The sequence below is a fragment of the Streptomyces sp. NPDC012466 genome (assembly GCF_042955215.1).
Taxonomy (GTDB): Bacteria; Actinomycetota; Actinomycetes; order Streptomycetales; family Streptomycetaceae; genus Streptomyces.
The window spans coordinates 818,626-835,688 of sequence record NZ_JBIBEQ010000001.1 but is presented as its reverse complement, the minus strand read 5'-3'; the positions used below and the strand labels follow the sequence as shown (position 1 = coordinate 835,688).

Annotated in this window: 13 protein-coding genes and 2 pseudogenes; 12 read left to right on the top strand and 3 right to left on the bottom strand. The window is 73.1% G+C overall.

Annotated elements, in window-relative coordinates; translation table 11 throughout:
- Positions 1–123: 123 nt before the first annotated feature.
- From ACFY9E_RS03765 to ACFY9E_RS03720, 10 genes and pseudogenes are all read left to right on the top strand, one after another.
- Positions 124–2,513 (top strand): annotated as a pseudogene (locus ACFY9E_RS03765) (MFS transporter).
- 143 nt (positions 2,514–2,656) lie between these two features.
- Positions 2,657–5,077, top strand: a complete 2,421-nt coding sequence (locus tag ACFY9E_RS03760; RefSeq protein WP_390979016.1) for a SpoIIE family protein phosphatase — start codon at positions 2,657–2,659, stop codon at positions 5,075–5,077.
- 123 nt (positions 5,078–5,200) lie between these two features.
- The gene (locus ACFY9E_RS03755) at positions 5,201–5,926 is read left to right on the top strand and encodes a methyltransferase (RefSeq protein WP_390979014.1); all 726 of its coding nucleotides are present in this window, start codon (positions 5,201–5,203) and stop codon (positions 5,924–5,926) included.
- 120 nt (positions 5,927–6,046) lie between these two features.
- Positions 6,047–7,138: a GDSL-type esterase/lipase family protein gene (locus ACFY9E_RS03750; RefSeq protein WP_390979012.1), complete on the top strand. Its 1,092-nt coding sequence runs from the start codon at positions 6,047–6,049 to the stop codon at positions 7,136–7,138.
- Between the two features lie 74 nt (positions 7,139–7,212).
- Entirely contained in the window at positions 7,213–8,046 is an 834-nt protein-coding gene (locus ACFY9E_RS03745) for a M55 family metallopeptidase (protein ID WP_390979010.1), read from the top strand.
- Positions 8,039–9,352 carry a M20/M25/M40 family metallo-hydrolase gene (locus ACFY9E_RS03740; RefSeq protein ID WP_390979009.1) on the top strand — a complete coding sequence of 438 codons (1,314 nt, stop codon included), beginning with the start codon at positions 8,039–8,041 and terminating at the stop codon, positions 9,350–9,352. Before ACFY9E_RS03745 ends, ACFY9E_RS03740 begins: the two co-directional genes overlap by 8 nt.
- 4 nt (positions 9,353–9,356) lie before the next feature.
- Entirely contained in the window at positions 9,357–11,321 is a 1,965-nt protein-coding gene (locus ACFY9E_RS03735) for a prolyl oligopeptidase family serine peptidase (RefSeq protein WP_390979007.1), read from the top strand.
- Positions 11,318–12,250 carry an LD-carboxypeptidase gene (locus ACFY9E_RS03730; RefSeq protein WP_390979005.1) on the top strand — a complete coding sequence of 311 codons (933 nt, stop codon included), beginning with the start codon at positions 11,318–11,320 and terminating at the stop codon, positions 12,248–12,250. Before ACFY9E_RS03735 ends, ACFY9E_RS03730 begins: the two co-directional genes overlap by 4 nt.
- Positions 12,251–12,284: 34 nt before the next feature.
- A pseudogene (locus ACFY9E_RS03725) lies at positions 12,285–12,818 on the top strand (CocE/NonD family hydrolase C-terminal non-catalytic domain-containing protein); the annotation flags it as partial.
- A 31-nt stretch (positions 12,819–12,849) separates the two neighbouring features.
- Positions 12,850–13,410 carry a GNAT family N-acetyltransferase gene (locus tag ACFY9E_RS03720; protein WP_390979003.1) on the top strand — a complete coding sequence of 187 codons (561 nt, stop codon included), beginning with the start codon at positions 12,850–12,852 and terminating at the stop codon, positions 13,408–13,410.
- Positions 13,411–13,423: 13 nt separating this feature from the next.
- On the opposite strand, the gene ACFY9E_RS03715 is transcribed toward ACFY9E_RS03720, so the two are convergent.
- Entirely contained in the window at positions 13,424–13,771 is a 348-nt protein-coding gene (locus ACFY9E_RS03715) for a VOC family protein (protein ID WP_107453794.1), read from the bottom strand.
- Between the two features lie 48 nt (positions 13,772–13,819).
- Here ACFY9E_RS03715 and ACFY9E_RS03710 point away from each other — a divergent pair, with 48 nt between their 5' ends.
- Positions 13,820–14,299: a phage holin family protein gene (locus ACFY9E_RS03710; protein ID WP_390979001.1), complete on the top strand. Its 480-nt coding sequence runs from the start codon at positions 13,820–13,822 to the stop codon at positions 14,297–14,299.
- A gap of 6 nt (positions 14,300–14,305) precedes the next feature.
- Entirely contained in the window at positions 14,306–15,337 is a 1,032-nt protein-coding gene (locus tag ACFY9E_RS03705; RefSeq protein WP_390978999.1) for an SDR family oxidoreductase, read from the top strand.
- 149 nt (positions 15,338–15,486) lie between these two features.
- Here the strand turns inward: ACFY9E_RS03705 and ACFY9E_RS03700 are convergent, their stop codons facing one another.
- Both ACFY9E_RS03700 and ACFY9E_RS03695 read right to left on the bottom strand, forming a co-directional pair.
- Complete coding sequence (locus tag ACFY9E_RS03700; protein ID WP_390980287.1) at positions 15,487–15,831, bottom strand: hypothetical protein; 345 nt, start codon at positions 15,829–15,831, stop codon at positions 15,487–15,489.
- Between the two features lie 150 nt (positions 15,832–15,981).
- The gene (locus ACFY9E_RS03695; protein ID WP_390978997.1) at positions 15,982–16,944 is read right to left on the bottom strand and encodes a TIGR03557 family F420-dependent LLM class oxidoreductase; all 963 of its coding nucleotides are present in this window, start codon (positions 16,942–16,944) and stop codon (positions 15,982–15,984) included.
- Between the last annotated feature and the right edge of the window lie 119 nt (positions 16,945–17,063).

Sequence of the window (17,063 nt, the reverse complement as noted above, 5' to 3'; positions counted from 1 at the left end):
CGCCCCCTCACCGGTTCGAGTGATCTCCGTGCGGCTCGCTCCTGTGCCGTAACTCGTCGCGCTTGCTCGTAGTTGTCGCTTTTACGCGGGAATTGTGCGGCAGCGCGACGAGGGGAGCGGTGAGTGGGCGGGATCACTCTGGCGCAGGACGAACCGGCGGTGGCGCCCCCCGACACCCCCGCACCACCGCCGGATCCGGACACCGGACCGAGCCCGCGCCGGGTGCGGCTGGTCTTCTTCGCCCTCATGCCGGCCCTGCTCCTGGCCGCCCTGGAGCAGATGATCGTCGCCACCGCGCTCCCGAAATCGTCGGTGAGCTGCACGGCCTGGACCGGATGTCCTGGGCGATCACCGCCTACCTGCTCACCGCCACCGTCGGGCTGCCGATCTACGGCAAGCTCGGCGATCTGCTGGGCCGCAAGGGCGTCTTCCAGTTCGCGATCGTCGTCTTCGTCGCCGGTTCCGCGCTCGCGGGCCGGGCGCAGTCCATGGATCAGCTGATCGCCTTCCGCGCGTTGCAGGGCGTCGGCGCGGGCGGCCTCATGATCGGCGTCCAGGCGATCATCGCCGACATCGTGCCGCCCCGCCGGCGCGGCCGCTACATGGGGCTGATCGGCGCCACCTTCGGCCTCGCCTCCGTGGCCGGACCACTGCTCGGCGGCTACTTCACGGACCACCTCTCCTGGCGCTGGTGCTTCTACATCAACGTCCCCTTCGGCCTGGTCACCCTCGCCGTCGTCACGATCGCCCTGAAGCTCCCCAAGCCGGCCGCCAGGGCCCGGCTGGACGTCCTCGGCGCGCTGCTGCTGACCGCCGCCTCCACCTGCCTGGTCCTGCTGACCAGTTGGGGCGGCACCGAACACGCCTGGGACTCGCGGATGATCCTCGGCCTCGCGGCCGGCGCGGCGGCGGCCACCGCCCTCTTCCTCGTCACCGAGCACTTCGCCGCCGAACCCCTCATGCCGCTGCGGCTCTTCAGGGACTCCGTCTTCAACGTCACCGGCCTGGTCGGCCTGGTGACCGGGGTGGGCCTCTTCGGCGCCGCCAGCTACCTGCCGACCTACCTGCAGATGGTCGACGGGGCCTCCGCCACCGAGTCGGGCCTGCTCATGCTGCCGATGATGGCCGGCATCGTCGGCGCCTCGATCATCGCCGGACAGCTCATCAGCCACACCGGCCGCTACAAGGCCTACCCGATCCTCGGCGGCGCCCTCTCCGCCGTCGGCATGTGGCTGCTGTCGCGCCTGGAGGTCGGCACGCCCCGGCTGCACTACAGCATCTGGATGGCCGTCCTCGGCGCCGGCATCGGCATGGTGATGCCGGTCCTGATCCTCGCCGTGCAGAACTCCGTGCGCCCCGCCGACCTCGGCACCGCCACCAGCACCAACAACTACTTCCGGCAGATCGGCGGCAGTGTCGGAGCCGCCGTCTTCGGCACCCTCTTCGCCGACCGGCTCGCCGACGCCCTCGCCCACCGCCTCCCCGCGCGCGCGGGCACCGGCCTCCCGGACCCCGAGTCCATCACCCCGCAGCTCGTGCACGCACTGCCCCCGGCGCTGCGCGACGGCTACATCCGGGCGTACGCCGACGCCATGCCGCGGATCTTCCTCTACCTGGTGCCGGTGCTGGTCCTCGGACTGGTCATCGCCCTCTTCCTCAAGGAGAAACCCCTGGTGTCCCACAACGCCTCCGTCACCGACCCGGACACGGCGCCGGGGAACGCCCCGATCCCGCAGACCAGGGCCGCGTACGCCGCCGGCGTCCCCGTGTGCGGCTCGGTGCAGCATCACGACGGGACCGTCGTGCCCCGCGCGGCGATCACGCTCATCGACGTCACCGGGCAACAGACCGGACGCGGCGCGAGCGGTGAGGACGGGCGCTACGCGCTGGCCACCCCGGGCCCCGGCTCGTACGTGCTGATCGCCGCGGCAGGCGGCCACCAGCCGCAGGCGGTGTCCGTGACCGTCGGCGAACGTCCCGTCGAACTCGACATCGTCCTCGGCGGCGCCGGAAACCTGATCGGCACCGTGGTGACCGCCGACGGCACGCCCGTCCGGGACGCCAGCGTCACGCTCACCAACGTGCACGGCGAGGTCGTGGCCACCACCCGCAGCGGCCGGGAGGGCGGCTACGTCATCACCGATCTGGTCGCCGGTGAGTACACCCTCGCCGCCAGTGCGCCCGCCTTCCGCCCGGCCGCGCTCCCGGTCACCGTCCAGGCCGCCCGCGAGACCCGGCGGGACATCGAACTGGCCGGCGGCGCCGTACTGCGCGGCACCGTCCGGGCGGGCGGCGGCCGGCCCGTGGAGGACGCGCGCGTGACGCTGCTCGACGTGGCGGGCAACGTCGTCGACACCCTCACCACCGGCGCCGACGGCATCTTCCGCTTCGTCGACCTGTCGTCCGGCGAGTACACCGTCATCGCCGCCGGATACCCGCCCGTCGCCACCGTGCTCCAGGTCGCCGGAGGAGGCCGTACCGAGCGGGATCTCCAACTGGGCCACGAGGACTGAACGGGCAGCGGCGCGCGGGGTCGCACGCCGGTGCGCACCCCGCGCGGGCAATTCGCGTATTGCCTCACATCGCCATCGGCCCGAGCCGTACGGTGGTGACGCCGGCACAGATCTTGCGTCCGTGGGGAGAGAGGGCCAGGGCCATGGACCGTGGCACCGACAGGGCTGGGCAGGGCACGGTGACGGAACCCGCCGAGCCCGGCCGCGTTCCCCTGGCCGTCGTCGTGGTCGACCGCGACGGTCTCGTGTCCCACTGGAGCCGAGGCGCGCGGCGCCTGTTCGGCGTCCCCAAGGACGAGGCGATCGGCCGCACGGCCCTCGACCTGCTGCCCGTCTCCGGCGCCCTGCCCGAGGAGCGGGACGCCACCCCGTACGCCGCCGACGACGGCCTCGGCCCCGACCTCGAATCCTCCCTCGACGGCGGACTGTCCTACCCGGCGGCCGGCCGCGCCCGGCTCACCGCGCCCGGGGACCACCGGGTCGACGTCCTGTGGTGGGCCTACCCGCTGGTGGGCCCAGGACCCGAGCGGCTGCTCGTGCTGGCCGCCGACGCCGAAGGGCTGCGCACGCAGGACGGGGCGGTCGAGCGGATCGCGCCCGGCTTCGCGCTGCACACCGACTTCCCCGGGGCGGAGGACCTCACCCGCCGGCTCCCCGAGATCCTGCCCAGCATGAGCGTCGGCGAGAGCGCCAGGATCGTCGCCCAGATCCTCGAACTCGGCTACCCGATCCTGGAGTTCAGCCAGAACGACCGGGTGCCCGTCACGCCCGACTGGGGCGTGGCCCGGCGCGCCGAACGCAAGGCGCGCCGCGAGCGGGCCGCGCGGGCCCTGGCCGCCGGCGAACCCGTGCCGGAGGAGTTGCGGGACGAGGGGGAGGACCTCGAGTACGCCGCCGTCCGTGAGCGTCTGGAGTTCCTCAACGAGGTCAGCGGCCGCATCGGCACCTCCCTCGACCTGTCCCGCACGATCGTCGAGGTCAGCAGGGCCGTCGTCCCCCGCTTCACGGACGTCGCCGGGACCTATCTGCGGGAACAGGTCGTCGCCGGTGAGGAGTTCGCCGACGGTGTGCCCGACACGACCACCCTGTGGCACCGGGTCGCCGTCGAGCACACCGACGAACCCGGCCGCTGGGACGACGTCGTCCCCGTCGGCGAGGCCATGCCCTTCCCGGCGCACACGCCGTTCTTCCAGTGCATGACCAGCGGCGAGCCCGTCCTCGTGCCGCGCATCAGCGAGGAGATGGGACACGCCATCGCCGCGCAGTTCGAGAAGCGCGACATCCGGCCGCTCATCACCGGCCGTTCGATGCTCGTCGTACCCCTGAAAGCACGCAACGTCGTCCTCGGATTCATGATCCTGCTGCGCCACCCCGAGCGGCCCGTCTTCAACGACATGGACCGCGTCACCGGAGCCGAACTCGCCGCCCGCGCGGGGCTCGTGCTGGACAACGCGCGCATGTACACCTTCCAGGAGAACGTCGCCGAGACGCTCCAGGACAGCATGCTGCCGCACATCCCGCCCCGTCTGTCCGGCTGCGACATCGCCACCCGCTATCTGCCCGGCACACAGCTCGGCAGGGTCGGCGGCGACTGGTTCGACGCGGTGAAACTGCACGGCGGGCGCACGGCGTTCGTCGTCGGCGACGTCATGGGTCACGGCCTCGACTCCGCGGCGAAGATGGGCCAGTTGCGCACGGCGGTACAGACCATGGCCGGGCTCGACCTGCCGCCCGCCCAGCTGCTGCGCAAGCTCGACGACCTCGCCCAGCGCCTCGGCGACACCTACCTCGCGACCTGCCTCTACGCCGTCTACGACCCGATCGCGAGCGAACTCCGTCTCGCCAACGCCGGTCACATCCCGCCCGTCCTGGTCCGGGCCGACGGCGGCCGCAGCGACCTGCTGGACCTGCCCACCGGCGCGCCCATCGGCGTCGGCGGGGTGCCCTTCGAGGCCGTCACCGTGCGCGTGGAGCCCGGGGACCGGCTGGTGATGTGCACCGACGGGCTGGTCGAGGTGCGCGGCGAGGACATCGGGGTGGGTCTCGCGACGCTCTGCGAGTCGGCCGCGCACCCGGCCGCGTCCATGGACGACGCCTGCGACACCATCATCCGGGCGCTCAACACGCTGGGTGGCCGCAAGGACGACGTGGCGCTGCTGATGGCCCGCCTCAACGGCATCGAGCCGGACGACGTGGCCGCATGGCGCCTCGCCCTCGACCCGGCCGAGGTGGCCCGCGCCCGCGCGGCGGTCCGCGAGCAACTGCACGAGTGGGGCCTGGCGAAACTCGCCGCTTCGGCGGAGCTGTTGGCCGGTGAGCTCGTCACCAACGCCGTACGGCACTCCCACGCCCGGCCGGTCGAACTGCGCCTGGTCCGCGGCGACACCCTGCTGTGCGAGGTGGACGACGACGAGCACGAGCTGCCGACGCTGATCGACGCGGGGCCGCTCGACGACTCCGGACGCGGACTGCGCGTCGTCAGCACCCTGTCCCGCGAGTGGGGGACCAGCCGGACCAGGACCGGCAAGACGGTCTGGTTCGAGCTGACGCTGCCACGCCGCTGAACAGCACCGCCCCGAAGGGGGCGTGAAGGTTACGTGCCGCGTTCTTGTGGCGGCGACCGGGGCGCGATACACCGTACTCGCCCGCCGTGTGGCGGGATTCGTTCGCACCCTGGGGAGTGGGCCATGAGCGTGACGAGTCGGTACCGGGAGGCCTGGGAGGGGTTCTGGCGTGAGGCGCCCGCCGAACCCGGGGCGGTGTTCTGGGACGCGGAACCCGTCCTGACCGTGGGCCCCCATCTCGCCCTGTTCGAACCGTACCTGGCCGATCCCGCCCTGCCGCTGGTGGACCTCGGCTGCGGCAACGGCACCCAGACCCGCTACCTCGCCGACCGTTTCCCGCACGTCCTGGGCGTCGACCTGTCCGCCGCGGCCCTCGACCACGCCCGGCGGGCCGACCCGGCGGGCCAGGCCGCCTACCGGCAGCTGGACGCCGCGGAGAAGGACGAGGCGCAGGCCCTGCACGCGGAACTCGGCGACACCAACATCTACATGCGGGGCGTCCTGCACCAGTGCGAGCCGGACGACCGGCAGTCGCTGATCGACGGCATCGCCACGCTGGTCGGCGACCGCGGTCGCGCCTGCCTGGTGGAGCTCTCGGGCGCCGCCAAGCAGGTGCTGACGGGCCTGGCGGGCGGCCCGGACGGCCCGCCGCCCAAGCTCGCGCCGGTCTTCCGGCACGGTCTCACCCCCGGCGAGGTCTCGGACGAGGCCGTGCCGGAGTATCTGCGCTCGGCCGGTCTCACCGTCCTGGCGAGCGGCCAACTGCCGCTGAAGAGCACCGAGTACCGCCCGGACGGCACACGCATCGAGCTGCCGTCCACCTGGCTGGTGGCGGGGCGTACGGCCTGAGCCGAGCGGTCAGGGCCCCGGACCCGGTGACGCGGTCTGGCGGGCGCCGATTTTGTCGGTGTACGGTCACTCGAACCCCGTCCGTGCACCCGCCTCGCCCCGCGGAGGACCGTCATGCCGATGCCCTGGTTACGGATGCTGGCCGCGTCAGCGGTGTCGACGGTGCTGATCGGCACAAGCGCCGTCACGACCGCCGCCGCGCCGGAGCCTCGAGGAGTACGGGACAGCGTGCACACCGCCGGGCGGGTCAAGGCCGCCGGGGACGTGCTCCAGTACAGCTGGCCCGGTGTCTATTTCGAGGGCCGGGTCCGGGGTACCGGCGTGGGCGTCGTGCTCGACGATCCGGCCGCCGACTACGACGTCCAGGTCGACGGCGCCACCGTCGCGACCCTCGTCACGCCGGGCAGGACGACGCACTGGGTCAGGGGCCTGCGCGACGGCGTGCACACCGTCCGGCTCGTCAAGCGCAACGACACCCCGTGGAGCACCAGCTCCTTCGGCGGCTTCGTCGCCGCGCCCGGCGGTGCGGTCCTGGCCCGGCCGGCCGCGCGCGGCCGCCAGATCGAGTTCATCGGCGACTCCCTCACGGCCGGCTACGGCAACCTCTCCACCTCCCGCGACTGCGACGGCGAGCAGCTCAAGCGCACCACCGACGCCGACGTGAGCTACGGCGCCCTCACCGCCCGGGGGCTGCGCGCCGACTACCAGATCAACGCCTATTCGGGCCAGGGCATGGTGCGCAACTACAACGGAAGCTCGCCGGAGGTGAACTACCGCACCTTCTACGACCGCGCGCTGCTGAACGTGCCGGGCGACGTCTGGCAGAACCCGGGCACCTGGCGGCCGCAGCTCGTCGTGGTCCACCTGGGCACCAACGACTTCTCCACGCCCGTCAACCCGGGCGAGCCGTGGACGGACGAGAGCCTCGCCGCCGCCTACCGCAGCGCCTACAGCGGCTTCCTCGAAAAGCTGCGGAAGCGCTACGGGGCCGCGACCACCATCCTGGCCGTGGGCACGGGTCCGTTCGCCGGTCACGTCGAGCACGTCGTCCGGGAACGCACCGGCGCGGGCGATCGCCGGGTCCGCTTCTGGTCCCTCGACACCACCGGCCTCGACTACGCCGGCTGCCACTGGCACTACTCGGCCCGCGACCACCGCCTCCTCGCCGACCGGCTCACCGCCCTCCTCGCCGACCTGCCGATCCGTTGGTGACCACCTCGTAGCCGGTTCCGCCCGCAGCGCGTAACGTGACGAACCATGAAGATCTCCGCCCTGGACGGCTCGTCATGAGAATCCTCATCAGCGCCGACATGGAGGGCGCCACCGGCGTCACCTGGCCCGACGACGTGATGCCGGGCGCGTCGCAGTGGGAGCGCTGCCGCTCGCTGTTCACCTCCGACGTCGACGCCGCCGTACGGGGCTTCCACGACGGCGGCGCGGACGAGGTGATCATCAACGAGGCGCACTCCACGATGCGCAACCTGCTGCTGGAGCGGCTCGACGACCGCGCCCAGCTGCTCACCGGCCGGCACAAGGCGCTGTCCATGGTCGAGGGCGTGCAGCACGGCGACGTCGACGGCATCGCGTTCGTCGGCTACCACGCGGGCGCCGGCATGGAGGGCGTCCTCGCGCACACCTACCTCGCCAACTCCATCACGGGCGTCTGGCTGAACGACGTCCGGGCGAGCGAGGGGCTGCTCAACGCCCACGTCGTCGCCGAGTACGGGGTTCCGGTCGTGCTGGTCACCGGGGACGACGTCGCCTGCGAGGACGCGCTGGGGTACGCGCCCGAGGCGCTGAAGGTCGCGGTGAAGGACCACGTGTCGCGCTACGCGGCGGTGTGCCGCACACCCGCCCGCACGGCGGCCGACATCCGGGCGGCGGCCAAGGAGGCGGCCGCGCTGGCGGTGCGTCACGAGCCCGTGCGCGGCGGCCCGTTCACCGTGGCCGTGGAGTTCGACGCGGAGCACCTGGCGATGGCCGCCACCGTCGTCCCCGGGGTGGACCGGATCGCGGAGCGGAAGGTGGCGTACACGAGCGAGACCATGTACGAGGGCATCCGCGCCTTCAAGGCGGTCACCACGATCGTCTCGGCCGCGGTGGAGGAGCAGTATGGCTGAGCAGGTCGACGGACCCGCGCTGGACGAGGTCGTGACGTTCACGTCCGACCTCATCCGGATCGACACCACCAACCGGGGCGGGGGCGACTGCCGGGAGCGGCCCGCCGCCGAGTACGCCGCCGCACGGCTCGCCGAGGCCGGCATCGAGCCGACCCTGCTGGAGCGCACCAAGGGGCGGACCAACGTCGTCGCCCGGATCGAGGGCACCGACCCCTCGGCCGGCGCCCTGCTGCTCCACGGCCATCTCGACGTCGTGCCCGCCGCGGCCGCCGACTGGAGCGTGCACCCGTTCTCCGGGGAGATCCGCGACGGGGTCGTCTGGGGACGCGGTGCCGTCGACATGAAGAACATGGACGCGATGATCCTGGCCGTCGTGCGCGGCTGGGCCCGGCAGGGCGTCCGGCCCCGCCGGGACATCGTCATCGCGTTCACCGCGGACGAGGAGGCCAGCGCGGCGGACGGCTCCGGCTTCCTCGCCGACGAGCACCCCGCGCTGTTCGAGGGCTGCACCGAAGGCGTCAGCGAGTCCGGCGCCTTCACCTTCCACGACGGCGACGGGCGGCAGATCTACCCGATCGCGGCCGGGGAACGCGGCACCGCCTGGCTGAAGCTCACCGCCCGCGGGCGCGCCGGGCACGGTTCCAAGGTGAACCGGGACAACGCCGTGACCCGCCTCGCGGGCGCGATCGCGCGGATCGGCGCGCACGAGTGGCCGCTCAGGCTCACCCCGACCGTGCGCGCCGCGCTCACCGAACTCGCCGCGCTCTACGGCATCGAGACCGATCTCACCGATGTGGACGCGCTGCTGGAGAAGCTCGGCCCGGCCGCGAAACTCGTCGAGCCGACCCTCCGCAACAGCGCCAACCCGACCATGCTGGACGCCGGTTACAAGATCAACGTCATTCCCGGCGTGGCCGTGGCCCACGTGGACGGCCGGTACATGCCCGGCGGCGAGGAGGAGTTCCGCAGCACCCTCGACCGGCTCACGGGGCCGGACGTGGACTGGGAGTTCCACCACCGGGAGGTCGCCCTGGAGTCGCCGGTGGACTCCGCGACCTTCGCGGGCATGCGGGCCGCCGTCGAGGAGTTCGCGCCCGAGGGTCACGTGGTGCCGTTCTGCATGTCCGGCGGCACCGACGCCAAGCAGTTCTCCCGCCTCGGCATCACCGGCTATGGCTTCACCCCGCTGAAACTGCCGGACGGCTACGACTACGCGGCCATGTTCCACGGGGTCGACGAGCGGGTACCGGTCGAGGCGCTGCACTTCGGTGTCCGCGTACTCGACCGGTTCCTGCGGACGGCCTAGGAGAGTGGGGGAGACGGTGCGGACGCTGGCCTACGGGGCGTGGCCCTCACCCATCGACGCGGCCCTGACCGCCGCCCACGACGGGCACCCGGAGTACGTGGGCTTCGTCGGCGACGAGGTGTGGTGGACCGAGCCGCGCCCCGCCGAGGGCGGCCGGCGCACCCTGGTGCGGCGGCACACCGACGGCCGGGAGGAGTCCCTGCTGCCCGCGCCGTGGAACGTGCGCAGCCGGGTCATCGAGTACGGCGGGCACCCCTGGGCCGCCCTCGCGGGTGACGCCGGGCCCCTGGTGCTGTTCGTGAACTTCGCCGACCAGCGGCTGTACCGCTGGGAGCCGGGAGACGAGCCGCGCCCGCTGACACCCGTCTCCCCGGTGGGCGGCGGCCTGCGCTGGGCCGAGCCGCTGCCGCTGCCCGAACGGGGCGAAGTGTGGTGCGTGCTGGAGGAGTTCATCGGCGAGGGGCCCACCGACGTGCGCCGCGTCCTGGCCGCCGTCCCGCTGGACGGCTCCGCGGCCCGGGACCGGCACGCCGTACGCGAACTCACCGACGCCCGGCACCGGTTCGTCACCGGGCCGAAGCTCTCGCCCGACGGGCGGCGGGCCGTCTGGCTCGCCTGGGACCATCCCCGCATGCCCTGGGACGGCACCGAACTGCTCCTCGCCGACGTCACCCCCGACAGCACCCTGCGCGACGCCCGGGCCGTGGCCGGCGGCCCCGGTGAATCGATCGCCCAGGCCGACTGGACCCATGACGGCCGCCTGCTGCACGCGAGCGACCGCACCGGCTGGTGGAACCTCTACCTGGACGGCGAGCCGCTGTGCCCGCGCGAGGAGGAGTTCGGCGGGGCGCTGTGGAAGCTGGGGTCGAGATGGTTCACGCCGCTGGAGAGCGGCCTGATCGCCGTCGTGCACGGCCGCGGCGCCACCGCCCTCGGCATCCTGGACCCCGAGACGAGCGAGGTCGTCGACGCGGCCGGGCCCTGGACCGAGTTCGCCCCCACCCTCGCCGCACACGGTGAACGGGTCGTCGCCGTCGGCGCCAGCCCGCGCAGCGCCTACGAGGTCGTCGAGCTGGACGCCCGCACGGGCCGGGCCCGGGTCGTCGGCGCCGAGCACGACGACGCCGTGGATCCCGCGTACTACCCCGAACCGCAGATCCGCACCTTCACCGGCCCCGACGGACGCGACATCCACGCCCACATCTACCCGCCGCACCATCCCGGTTGCGTCGCGCCCGGCGACGAACTGCCGCCCTACGTCGTCTGGGCGCACGGCGGGCCCACCGGCCGCGCGCCGCTCGTGCTCGACCTGGAGATCGCCTACTTCACCTCGCGAGGCATCGGCGTCGCCGAGGTCGACTACGGCGGCTCCACGGGATACGGGCGCCCGTACCGCGAGCGGCTGCGCGAGCAGTGGGGCGTGGTCGACGTCGAGGACTGCGCCGCCGTCGCCCTCGCCCTCGCCGACGAGGGCACCGCCGACCGCGCCCGGCTCGCCGTCCGGGGCGGCAGCGCGGGCGGCTGGACCGCGGCCGCCTCGCTCACCACCACCGACGTCTACGCCTGCGGCACGATCAAATACCCGATCCTGGACCTCGCCGGCTGGGGCACGGGGGAGACCCACGACTTCGAGTCGCGGTACCTGGAGAGCCTGATCGGGCCGCTCGCCGAGGTGCCCACCCGGTACGCGGAGCGCTCGCCCGCCACCCACGCCGACCACCTCACCGTGCCGTTCCTGCTGCTCCAGGGCCTGGACGACGTGATCTGCCCACCCGTCCAGTGCGAGCGGTTCCTGGCCCGGCTGGCGGGCCGGCAGGTGCCGCACGCGTATCTCGCCTTCGAGGGAGAGGGGCACGGGTTCCGGAAGGCGGAGACCATGGTGCGCGCCCTGGAGGCCGAACTCTCCCTGTACGCCCAGGTGTTCCGCCTGGCTCCGCCCGGCATCCCGACCCTGGAGCTCGCCAGGTGAACCCGTTGGTACGACCGCCCCGGCTCGCCCCCGGCGCCCGGGTCGCCGTCGTCGCGCCGAGCGGGCCCGTGCCCGAGGAGCGGCTGCAGGCCGGGCTCGACATCCTGCGCGGCTGGGACCTCGATCCGGTGGTGACACCCCATGTGCCGGCCCGTCACAGGGAGTTGGGCTATCTCGCCGGTACGGACGCGCAGCGGGCCGCCGACCTGCAGAACGCCTGGTGCGATCCGAGCGTCGCGGCCGTGCTGTGCGCCCGGGGCGGATACGGGGCGCAGCGCATGGTCGACCTGCTCGACTGGGAGGCGATGCGGGCGGCCGGTCCGAAGGTGCTCGCCGGGTTCAGCGACATCACCGTCCTGCACCAGGCCTTCGCCACCCGCCTGGGCCTGGTCACCCTGTACGGACCCGCGGCCGCCGGCGTGGACTTCCTCAAGAACGCCCGGGCCCAGGAGCATCTGCGGGCCACCCTCTTCGCGCCGGAGTCGGTGCGGACCGTCACGGCCACACCCCCGGGTGGTGCCGCTCTGGTCCCTGGCCGGGCGGGGGGCGTCACCCTGGGTGGCTGCCTGAGCCTGCTCGCGAGCGACCTCGGCACCCCGCACGCCTCTCCCGGGGCGCGGGGCGGGCTGCTGCTGATGGAGGACGTCGGCGAGAGCCCCTATCGCCTGGACCGGTATCTGACCCAACTCCTGCGCAGCGGCTGGCTCGACGGCGTCGCCGGGATCGCCCTCGGGTCCTGGGAGGGGTGCGGCCCGTACGAGGAGCTGCGCGCGGTCCTGGCCGACCGGCTCGGGGGGCTGGGCGTACCGGTCGTGGAGGAGTTCGGGTTCGGGCACGGACCGGGCGCGCTGACGATGCCCTTCGGGGTACGGGCCGAACTGGACGCCGGGGCCGCCACGTTGACGTTCGACGAGCCGGCCCTGAGCTGAGCGGTCCGCTCCTGAAGTCCTGTCAATCAACCCCGACCATCGCGGCGAGGTGGCCCGCGGCAGCCGCGGCTACACCAACTGGGCGATCCCCACGAGCCATTCGGAGAGCTCACTGGCCGGCCTCCTCGGACTGCGGGACTCGCCGCCGCGCGACGCCAAGGGCACCTACCTCGACTGGACGACCGCACCGCTGAAACGGCCCCTGGACGTCGTCGGGGCACCCCGGGCCACGCTGAAGGTCGTCTCACCGAAGGCCGAGCGCACCCAGAACTCCGCCGACGCGGCCGACAAACTGGTCCTGTTCGCCAAGCTCTACGACGTCGCCCCCGACGGCACCCGCACGCTGGTGCGCCGCCTGGTCGCACCGGTGCGCGTCCCGGACGTCACCGAGAGCTTCACCGGCACCCTGCCCGGCATCGTGCACCGGTACGAGAAGGGTCACCGGCTGCGCTTCGTGCTCGCGGCGAGCGACGACGCGTACTTCGGCAACCGGGGGATCGAACCGGTCACCGTGGTCAGCGGGCCGCGCGACACCGGGACGCTCCGGCTGCCGGTCGCCGGGTCGTGAAGGACCGCGGTGGCGCGGTTACTGTGGCAGGGTGCCGCACCACGCATCCCGCCACGTCGCCGAAGGCCCCCGGGTGGGCGTACGCCCCTTCACCTACGAGGACGGTGCCGAGTTCACCGCCCGCGCCCGGGAGAGCAAGGACCTGCACCACCCGTGGCTCTTCCCGCCCACCACCACACAGGCCTACACCGCCTACGCCGGCCGGCTGATCGAGGACCCGTCCAAAGCCGGGTTCCTGGTGTGCGAGAAGAGCGACGGCGCCATCGGCGGGTTCATCAACATCAACAACATCGTCGAGGGCGGTTTCCAGTCCGGGGCGCTGGGCTACGGCGCCTTCGCGCACGCCGCCGGGCGGGGGCTGATGCGCGAAGGGCTCGACCTCGTCGTGCGGTACGCGTTCGGCCCGATGCGGCTGCACCGGCTGGAGATCAACGTCCAGCCGGGCAACGCCGCGTCGATCGCCCTGGCCCGCCGCTGCGGGTTCCGCCTGGAGGGCTTCTCACCGAAGATGCTCTTCGTCGACGGGGCCTGGCGCGATCACCAACGCTGGGCGATCACCACCGAGATGATCACCCGGAAGGGGTCGCGTTGAGCCCCGGCGGCTTCTACGCCTGGCGGTCCACGTACTCGTAGACCGACCCGTCCGGATGCAGGGCGATCAGGTTGCGGCCCGCGGGCGAGGCGATCGGGCCCGCGACGATGTGGGCCCCCAGGCCGGTCAGCACCTTGTGGGTCTCCTCGACATCCGTGACGGCGATCGTCGCGGCGACCTTGCGCAGCACCTCCAGTTCGGCCGGGGGACCGCTCATCAGCAGGAAGCAGCCGATGGCCGCCACCTGGACACCGCCCCGCTCGAAGCGCTGGGCTCTGCCGCCCGCCAGCCGCTCGTAGAAGGGGATCGCGGTCTCGAGGTCGTCGACGCAGACGCGCAGTGTGGCACCCAGAATCTCCATGCCACTGAGCCTAGTTACGCGCAGGGGGGCGAGGGTACCCGGCCGGGCATGAAGCCGTTGGATCACCTGGAGCATCTGGACAAGCACCTGGTCGACGAGCTGGCACAGGTGGCGCGCGAGACCGTACGGGACGAACTGCGCGAGCAGACGCGCAAGCAGCGCCGCAAGGCAGCGCTGTACGCCGCGTCCGGCGCGCTCGCCCTGTACGCGGGCGCGGCCCTCGCACTCGCCGTGGGGCTGGCCCTCGCCCTCGGTCTGCCCGACTGGGCCGCCGCGCTGATCACCGCCGTGATCCTGGGTGCCCTGGCCTCTGTGCTGCGCGGCATGGCCCGGCCGTCCCGGCCGGGCCAGGAGCACGCAGCCGGCGTGGCGCCGGGCGGGGGCGACGCCCGCCGGACCGCCGCCGGGGCCGTCGGCGGCATGCCGTACCCGCCCGTGCCGCCGGCCCCGCCCGGTGGGACGGCCGCCCCGGGCACCGTGCCCCCGCGGCCCGCGGACGCCCCGGACGTACCCCACCGCGGGGTGTGATGCCGGGTGCGCGAGACGGGACCGTCGCACCAGCGTGGCCGGGTGGTCGTGGTGACCGGAGCCAGCGGCGGAGTCGGACGGGCCACGGTCCGGGCCTTCGCCGCCCGCGGCGACAAGGTCGCCCTGCTCGCCCGCGGGCGTGAGGGACTCGCCGCCGCGGCGGACGAGGTCGAGCGCGCCGGGGGCGAGGCGCTCGTCGTCGGCGTGGACGTCTGTGACGCCGAGGCCGTCGACGACGCCGCCCAGCGGGTCGTCGACGCGTACGGCCACATCGACGTCTGGGTCAACAACGCCTTCACCGGAGTGTTCGCGCCGGTCACGGAGGTCGCCCCGGACGAGTTCCGCCGCGTGACCGAAGTGACCTACCTGGGCTATGTGTTCGGCACCCGGGCCGCGCTGCGCCACATGCTGCCGCGCGACCGCGGCACGATCGTGCAGGTCGGCTCGGCGCTCGCCTACCGGGGCATCCCGCTGCAGTCCGCGTACTGCGGGGCCAAGCACGCGATCCAGGGATTCAACGAGTCCCTGCGCTGCGAACTGCTGCACGCGCGCAGCGCCGTGCGGACGACGATGGTGCAACTGCCGGGCCTGAACACCCCGCAGTTCGACTGGGTGCTGAACCGGATGCCGGGGCGGGCCCGGCCCGTCGCGCCCGTGTACCAGCCGGAGGTCGCCGCCCGCGCGATCGTGCACGCGTCGTCGCACGCGCGGCGCCGGGAGTACTGGGTGGGCGGCTCCACGGCCGCCACACTCCTCGCCAACGCCGTCGCCCCCGGGCTGCTGGACCGTTACCTGGCCCGCACCAACGTCGACGCTCAGCAGGAGAAGGGCCGCCCCGAAGGGCCGGCGAACCTCCGGTCACCGGCGGACGGGCCGCACGGGCGGGACTTCGGCGCGCACGGCCGCTTCGACGACGAATCCGCCGACGACAGCCCACAGCAGTGGCTGTCGCGCAACCGCGGCTGGATGGGCGCGGCCCTCACCGCGGGAGCCGGCGCCCTGGCGGCCCGCAAACTGACCGGGCTCGTCCGCCGCTGAGGGGTGTCCGCAAAGACCCGTCCGCCTCCGGGTGGACGGGTCTTTGCGGACACCCCTTAGGGCGTGCGCGCGGGCGTGCGGGCGCCGCGCGCAGCCGGGACGCCCGCCGCATGGACGTCACAGGACACCGGGGGCACCCCCATGTCCCGCTACGCGCTTTGCGTGCCGCCTGCCGCACCGGCCTCCGTGCCGTCGAGGAACCGCAGCAGTACGGCCGCCTCCGCCCGGAGCCGTTCAGCCCGGGCGGCATGCGCAGGCGCGGTCAACTGCGCGGCCGCTTCCAGCCGTTCGGCGGCCTCGGCACGTACGACGTCCACCGTCTCCCGCTCGCTGAGCTCCCGCCGGGCCGCCTCCGTGGCGCCCGCGCCGACCGGCGAGGCCTCCAGAGCGCCGGCGCGGGACGCGGTCTCGTCGATCGGCACCGCCTCGGCGTTGTCCAGTGCGGACAGCGTGCCGCGCAGGGCGCTCACGGCGGCCTTGTCCCGGGCCCGCATCGCTTCCGGCAGGGCCTCACGCATACGTAGGCGAACAGACATGCGGCGACTCTAGGCGACCCGGTACTCCTCCACCTCCTGATTTCGGAGGGTGCACGCATGGCCGACAACCCGGGCCGGGCGGACGTGTCCGGTGCGGACGCGCCCTCGTCAGACGGTCTGCTGGAGCTGCGGAAGCACCTTCGTGCGGTAGAAGTCGAAGAAGCCGCGCAGGTCGGGGCCGATCTGGTTCACGTAGACCCGGTCGAAGCCCGCGTCCGCGAACTGCTTCAGCTCCGCCACGTGCTCGTCCACGACGTCGCCGCACACCCGGTTCTCGCGCACCATGTCCTCGGTGACGAGCTGCTGCGCCTGCTCGAAGTGCTTGGGGGAGGGCAGCACCTGGCCGAGCTCGCCCGGCAGCTGCTCGTTCGCCCAGAGCCGGTGGACGGTCCGTACGGCCTCGTCCTTGTCGGTGCCGTAACAGACCTTGGTGCCGCCGCTGACCAGCTTTCCGCCGCCACCGCCCTTGCGGTACTGCTCCACCATCGTCTCGTCGGGCATCACCGTGATGTACCCGTCGCCGACGCGCGACGCGAGCTGGGTCGCCGCCGGGCCGAAGCCGGAGACGTCGATCGGGATCGGCTCGTCCGGGACCGTGTACAGGCGTGCGTTCTCCACCGTGTAGTGCGGGCCGTGGTGGTTGACCTCCTCGCCGGTGAACAGCCGGCGCATCACCTGGATGGCCTCCTCCAGCATCTCCAGACGGACGTGGGCCGGCGGCCAGTGGTCACCCAGGATGTGCTCGTTGAGCGCCTCGCCGGAGCCGACACCGAGCCGGAAGCGGTTGTTCGTCATCACCGCGCTGGTCGCCGCGGCCTGCGCCACCACCGCCGGGTGCATGCGCACGGTCGGGCAGGTCACGGCCGTCTCGATCGGCAGGGACACCGCTTCCGACAGCGCGCCGATCACCGACCACACGAACGGGCTCTGGCCCTGCTCGTCGTTCCACGGGTGGTAGTGGTCCGAGATCCACAGCGCCTGGAATCCGGCTTGTTCGGCCATCCGCGCCTGCTCGATCAGCTCGGCCGGTCCGTACTGCTCGCACGAGAGGAAATATCCGTACTCGGGCATGGGGAAGTGCCTCCGCGACATCGGCGGTCCGTATCCCGCACCGGGTACCCGGGCGCGGGGCCGGAAACCGGCGGCCTCGGGGCGAGCGGCTCCCGGCCGACGTTTGGGCGCCCAGGCCA